This is a genomic window from Streptomyces sp. NPDC060209 (assembly GCF_042728155.1).
GTDB lineage: Bacteria > Actinomycetota > Actinomycetes > Streptomycetales > Streptomycetaceae > Streptomyces.
The window spans coordinates 1-6,551 of record NZ_JBHWZS010000411.1 but is presented as its reverse complement, the minus strand read 5'-3'; the positions used below and the strand labels follow the sequence as shown (position 1 = coordinate 6,551).

The 6,551-nt window shown below is 69.2% G+C and carries 3 protein-coding genes and 1 pseudogene; 2 read left to right on the top strand and 2 right to left on the bottom strand.

Going from position 1 to position 6,551, the window contains the following annotated elements; translation table 11 throughout:
* Nucleotides 1-990: pseudogene (locus tag ACFWFI_RS39820) on the top strand (coagulation factor 5/8 type domain-containing protein); the annotation flags it as partial.
* Nucleotides 991-1,085: 95 nt separating this feature from the next.
* Here the strand turns inward: ACFWFI_RS39820 and ACFWFI_RS39815 are convergent.
* Together ACFWFI_RS39815 and ACFWFI_RS39810 are read right to left on the bottom strand one after the other, a co-directional pair.
* Nucleotides 1,086-2,708, bottom strand: coding sequence for an FAD-dependent monooxygenase (locus ACFWFI_RS39815; protein ID WP_387400364.1), 1,623 nt, complete (start codon nt 2,706-2,708; stop codon nt 1,086-1,088).
* 120 nt (nt 2,709-2,828) lie between these two features.
* Nucleotides 2,829-5,531, bottom strand: coding sequence for a cellulose binding domain-containing protein (locus ACFWFI_RS39810; RefSeq protein WP_387400362.1), 2,703 nt, complete (start codon nt 5,529-5,531; stop codon nt 2,829-2,831).
* Nucleotides 5,532-6,304: 773 nt separating this feature from the next.
* On the opposite strand from ACFWFI_RS39810, the gene ACFWFI_RS39805 reads away from it, so the two are divergent.
* Entirely contained in the window at nt 6,305-6,532 is a 228-nt protein-coding gene (locus ACFWFI_RS39805) for a type A2 lantipeptide (protein ID WP_203184655.1), read from the top strand.
* Nucleotides 6,533-6,551 lie beyond the last annotated feature (19 nt).

Genomic DNA, 6,551 nt, shown 5'->3' with positions numbered 1-6,551 from the left:
TACAAGGTCTTCGTCCCGGCCAAGCGCACCAACGCACGCGGCGTCTCGTGGAACGGCACCCCGCAGGGTGAGTCCATCCCGCTGAGCCAGTTCTACGTGGTCAAGCCCGGCGCGACCGCTCAGACGATCAACGCGGCCGTCCGGCAGGGTCTGCACCTGCTGTTCACCCCGGGCATCTACCACGTGAACGAGCCCATCGAGATCAACCGCGCGAACACCGTCGCACTGGGCCTCGGCCTCGCCACGATCATCCCGGACAACGGGGTGACCGCGATCAAGGTCGGCGACGTCGACGGCGTCAAGCTCGCCGGACTCCTGGTGGACGCGGGTACGCAGAACTCCTCGGTCCTCGTCCAGGTGGGGCCCGAGGGCGCGTCGGCCGACCACGCGGCCAACCCGACCAGCCTCCAGGACGTCTTCGTCCGGGTCGGCGGCGCGGGAGCAGGCAAGGCGACCACCGGCATGGTGGTGAACAGCGACGACACGATCATCGACCACACCTGGCTCTGGCGCGCCGACCACGGTGACGGGGTCGGCTGGGAGACCAACCGGTCGGACTACGGCCTCCGGGTGAACGGCGACGACGTGCTGGCCACCGGGCTGTTCGTCGAGCACTTCAACAAGTACGACGTCCAGTGGTACGGCGAGAACGGGAAGACGATCTTCTTCCAGAACGAGAAGGCGTACGACGCCCCCAACCAGGCCGCCATCCAGAACGGTGACATCAAGGGCTACGCCGCCTACAAGGTCGACGACTCCGTCACCACCCACGAGGGCTGGGGCATGGGCAGCTACTGCTACTTCAACGTCGACCCGACCATCCGTCAGCAGCACGGCTTCCAGGCCCCGGTGAAGCCCGGAGTGAAATTCCACGACCTGCTCGTCGTCTCCCTCGGCGGACAGGGCCAGTACGAGCACGTCATCAACAACACCGGATCACCGACCTCCGGTACGTCGACCATCCCGTCCCAGGTGGTGTCCTTCCCCTGAGCCGGGATGAGGTGAGCGGAGTCGGCTCATCGGACGGCGCGGGGCCCGGCAGTCACTCCCTGCCGAGCCCCGCGTCACGTCCGTCCCCCGTGCCGTCATGGCCCGAAGAGCATCTCCAGGTGTGCGGGAAGTTCCGTGCCCCCCGCCGGGGTGGCTCGCAGCCCGAGATGGCCGTCGGGCCGTACGAGGACCGCCTCACCGCCCCGCGCCCCGTACATACGGCGGAATTCGTCGAGGCTGTCGTGCACGGCGGGCAGGCGCACCACGGACGCACGCAGCTTCGGGGCGAGCACCGCACAGGCGTTCAGCATGCCGTGCGCCGCCCGCGCGGCCGCAGCCGCCACGTCGTCGAACGATGCCGCCTGGTCCTCGTGGTCGGCGTAGAGAAGCAGGGTGTGCTCCCGTTCCCGCAGCAGGGTGAACAGCCGGACGGGGAAGGTCCCCAAGGCGTACCGGAGGCCACCGCAGTCGGGCGCGCGGTCGCCCGGGGCGGGGCCGTCGCATGCCGAGCCGTCCGGACCCACCACCGCGCTGCCCCGGTAGCCGACGAGGAGCTGGGCCTCGCGCAGCATCATCGTCCCGGGGTCGTCGGGGTCGGCCTGGATACCGCTCCGCGCGTGGCGCAGGGTGCGCGCCACCACTTCCTCGCCGACCGGGCGGCGTTCGGCGTCGTAGCTCTCCAGCAGTCCCGCACCCGCTCGGCCCCGCGCCGCGGCGGCGAGCTTCCATGCCAGGTTGAACGCGTCCTGGACGCCTGTGTTCATCCCCTGGGCGCCCGTGGGCGGGTGGATGTGCGCGGCGTCCCCGGCCACGAAGACACGCCCCCGGCCGTACCGGCCGACGATGCGGTGGCTGATGCGGAACACCGAGGACCAGCGCAGTGAGGAGGCGGTCGTGGGGCGGGGAGAGAGCCGGTCCAGCACCGCCTGGATGTGTTCGATCCCGGGCACCGGGCCGTGTTCACCGCTGAGGCCGTGCGCGACGCCGTCCGCGTCCTCGCGCCCCGCCCGGGACAGTTCGGGCGGTGTCGCCATCGACATCCGGTAACGGCGGTCGCCGGGCAGCGGGATGCACACCAGGAGGTCGTCCGTGTGTCCGTCGACGACGCGCGAGGCCCGGATCCCGTATCCGGCGGGGAGGTCCCAGTCGACCTCGACGTCCCCCAGCATGTACTCATCGGGCAGCGCCGCACCTTCGAAGGACAGGCCGAGCCCTTTGCGTACGACGCTGTGGGCCCCGTCGCAGCCCACGAGGTAGCGGGCCGTGAGCTCCTCGGTCCCGCCTGCGGGCAGGGAGAGGACGATCCTGACCTCTTCGGAGTCCTGCTCGAAGGAGACGAGTTCGGTGTCGCGTTCGACATGGCCTCCCCAGCGCCGCAGGAGGTCCTCGAGGAGCCGCTCGGTCTCGTACTGCGGGAGGGCCGCAAAGCCGTAGGGCACCTCCGGCGGCAGTTCGAGATCGATCCGCGGCCCTTCCTCACCGTTGACGTAGAGCAGTTGCCCCTTCAGCGGGACGGCGGTCTCCAGTGCCTCACGGATCATCCCCATCCGGTCCCAGATCTCCAGTGTCCGGGGCTGGACGCCCACGGCGCGCGCATAGGGAAGCCGCGCCGGGAGCCGGTCGACGACCCGGCACGACACCCCGCGCCGACGCAGCTCGGAGGCGGCTGTCAGACCGACGGGGCCCGCCCCTGCGACCAGCACATCGACATCGACCACGGGTGCCTCCCCAGGCGAGGTGCGTTCCCTCCAATGCACCACACAGGGGGTGGTATGTCCATTTCGTGACACTCATGGGCCGGCGCCGGGAGAACCGCTCCCCGCGCCGGCCCGCGGGCATCAGGCGACGGTGCAGGCCTCACCGCCCAGCGTGAACGCGGCCGGCTCGGTGCCGGTGCCCGTCACTGTGCCGGTGAAGCCGAAGCCCGCCGAGGAGCCGGGAGCCACCTTCCCGTTCCAGCCGACGTTCGTAGCGGTCACCTTCGCCCCGGCCTGCTGGTAGGAGGCGTTCCACATCTGGGTGACCTTCTGGTCTCCCGGGAAGGACCAGCCCAGCTGCCAGCCGTCGTAGGCCGCGCTGCCGGTGTTGGTGACCGTCACCTCGGCCTGGAAGCCGCCGGACCACTGGTTGGTGACTGTGTACGTCACCTTGCAGCCGGCCTCCCCCGGCGGCTCCTCCGGGTCGGTGCCGGGGTCCGGGTCCGTGCCCCCGCCGTCGGTGTCGGAGGACTCGCCGACCTGGATCCCCCGGCCGTTCGTGGAGACGTAGACCCGGCCGTAGACCCTTGGGTCCCCGGTGATCGCCGCGCCGGTCCAGGCCCACTGGTGCGCGTCGTCGTTGATGCGTGTCCAGTTGGCGCCGGCGTCCGTCGACCGGAAGATGCCGCGTACCCCGCCGATCTTCGCGCTGACGAAGACGGTCTGGTACGGGGCACCGGCCGCCGCCTTGCCGAAGCCGACGCTGTCGGCCTGTTCCACACCGGAGAACTTGGTGAAGCTCGTGCCGGAGTCGGTGGAGCGCCAGAGCCCGTACGCACCCGTCGGGGCGCCGCCCGCGAGCCAGATGTCACCCTCCGAGCCGGGCAACGCCTTGAAGCGGACGTTGCCTTCGGCCGGGAGGCCGGTCGCCTTCGCCGTGAACGTCGCTCCGCCGTCGGTCGACACGTAGAAGGTGCCGGCCTTGAATCCGTAGAACTTCTTCGGGTTCTTCCGGTCCGACTCGACCGTCGCCCCCGCCGGGATTCCGGTGGAAGCGGTCCAGGAGTTGCCGTAACCGGTGGTGCGGTGGACGGCCGCGCCGTCCGGGCTCCAGACGAAACCGCTGCCGTCCGCCGCGGCGGCGACCGTGCCGCCGCCGGTCACCCCCGAGGGTTCGGAGCCCTGGAACCAGTTGGCACCGTTGTCGGTGGAGAAGCCGATGTGCGGAGCGGCGTCGGAGTTGCCTACGCGTACGACCGTGCCGGGGGCCGTCTCCGCGAAGTCCAGGCTGGTGGTCGAGTCCAGGTTCGGCGAGGTGAACATCATGGCGGGCACCGCGTCGAGGTCCGTGTGCCGGAAGCCCCCGATGTCACCGAGCGCGCTCAGCAGCGGCGCGCCGGAGGGCGGGCTCGCCAGGTCGTTGACGGCCGTCTCCTCCAGTCCCTTGACCATCGGCGTGATCTTGAACTGGCCGCCGCTGTCCCAGGACGTGAGGTTCTCGGTGCCGTAGACCGTCGCACCCGTGCCGTACATCATCCGGTTCGAGTCGAACGGGTCGATCTCCAGCGACTCCGTCATCCAGCCCAGCTTGGGAGCGGTCTCCGGCGGGGAAGGGTTCGCACCCCAGCTGAGCCAGGGCACGGAGGAGACGTCCAGCGTGTAGCGGTTGGCGCGGTTCGGATAGCTCGTGTAGTCCCAGGCCTTGGTCCAGGTGGCGCCGCTGTCCGTGGAACGGAAGATCTGGGTGTCGGGCCACCAGGAGCTGTAGGCGGTCGCCATCAGGGTGCCGGGCTTCTGCCGGTCGACGGAGAGGCCGCTGAAGCCGTAGTAGGTGTCGGCCTCCGCGACGGGACTGACGTCCGTCCACGCGCCGGACTGCGTGTCGTACCTCCAGATCTGCCCCTTGCCGCCGTCGTACGGGCCGCCCGTGTCACTCAGCGTCAGATAGAGGTGGCCCGTCGCGGAGTCGAGCACGCCCTTGTGCGCGAGGTATCCGGTCGGCTGGCCGGCGATCCTGGACCAGGTGCTGCCGCCGTCCGTGGAGCGGTAGACGGTGTTCTCCTTGTCGGCGACCCCGACGTAGATGTCCTGGGTGGCGCTGCCCGCGCTGCCGGAGCGCTCGTCGAAGGTCACCCACACGATGCCCTGGTTGTCGTTGCCGTATCCACTGGTGTCGGTCGGGTCCTGCGCGTAGTTGCCCGGATTCGGGAAGGCGGTCACCTCCGACCAGGTGACACCCGAGTCGGTGGACCGCCAGAGCCCGTTTCCGCTGGGGGCGCCGAGGTACAGCACGGAGTTCTTGTTCGGGTCGACCGCGAGCCGCTCCCCCATCCCGCGTCCCGGCATGTTGCCGCCGATCTTGAAGGGCAGCGTGGCCGCCTTCCAGGAGGCGCCGCGGTCCGAGGAGCGCAGGACCGCTCCGTTCGTCGGGTCCCAACTGTTGGTGTACGTGCCGACGGCGGCGTACACGTTGTCAGGTTCGGCGGTGTCGGAGGCGAGGCTCACCACCCCGGACCAGCCCCACCGGTCCCAGTCCACCCAGTCGAGCAGCGGCTTCCACTGCTTGCCCGTCTGGTCCCAGCGGTAGGCGCCGCCGATGTCGGTACGCGCGTAGGCGAGGTTCTTCTCGGACCGGTTGAAGACGATGCCCGGCACGAAGCCGCCACCGTCGATCCGTGCGTTCTTCCAGGTGTAGGTGTCCGCCGCGAGGGACACATCCGATGCTTCGGCCGCGGCGGACCCTTCGTCCGAACGTGCCACGGCCGGGGTTCCGGTGATCGATAACCCGGCAGTGAGGGCAAGTGCCGCCAGTAGGGCGGCGATTGGTCTGGCGCTCAAGCGCACGGAAGCGTCCTCTCCGAGCTGGTCCGCCGCACAGCGGCGGTACGGGACTGACAGAGATGGGAGCGCTCCCATAAGGCATCCCGATGGTAGCGCCGCGCGTCGCCCGAGAGAAGGGTGGTGCAGTCGTTTCATCGGATGAATCAGGCCGTCCCCCCGTGCGTCACCACCCCGGGCCGCACGAACGCTCACAGAACACCCGCACCGCCCCGGCCAGTCACCGCGGACAGCACACATCCTCCACAGACCAGGAGGCCGCGTGACGCCATGAACACGCGAACACGGAAAACGCTTCATAAATACGCCATCCATTCACGGACGAGGTCACGGAAAATAGAGTCCCGCTCATCTTTTACAATGGCGTGAATACCGATACCTTCCGAACCTCCTCGGCGGGCCGCTCCACCGGGGCCTGGAATTACAAGGGCGGCCGAATCAGGGAAACCTGCACACGGCATGCGCACACCGATCACGCCACCAGGCACGGAAGCCCAGGTCCGGATAGGTCCAGGAGTCGATTCGGGCGGGAGTGCCCTACTTGGGGGGCGTGCGGTTGCGACGACATGGAATTCCTCCGGTGAAGCTCGTGAAGAATCTGCCGCCACGGCATGAACGCTTCTGCACGTAAGTCGATTCCAGCGGCCCGATAACCACAGATCCGCCGCAGTTCGATTGGCTGTACGAGGCACAGGCGTGCTTTGATCCTGGGCCATACGGAGGCTGCACCACGGGGTTTCCGTATATAAGCAATTTCCATACGAAGGGCAGCGCTCATCATGAACTACACCCCCCAGGTCGAGACCGCCGAGATCTCCGACAGCGACCTCGACAACGTCTCGGGCGGCCTCGTCGGCGGCCTCGTCGGCAACGTCACGGGCACCGTTGAGGGCATCGTCCCGGTCGCCGGCGTCGTCGGCTCGGTCACCGGTCTCGTCGAGGGCGCCACCGGCGTGAACACGGGCGCGGTCACCGGCCTGGCCTCCGGCCTCACCGCCGGTCTCTGAGACACGGCAGTACCCCGCC

Coding starts and splice junctions, on each gene's coding strand:
- ACFWFI_RS39805 (WP_203184655.1), top strand. CDS start 6,305: ATGAACTACACCCCCCAGGTCGAGACCGCCGAGATCTCCGACAGCGAC.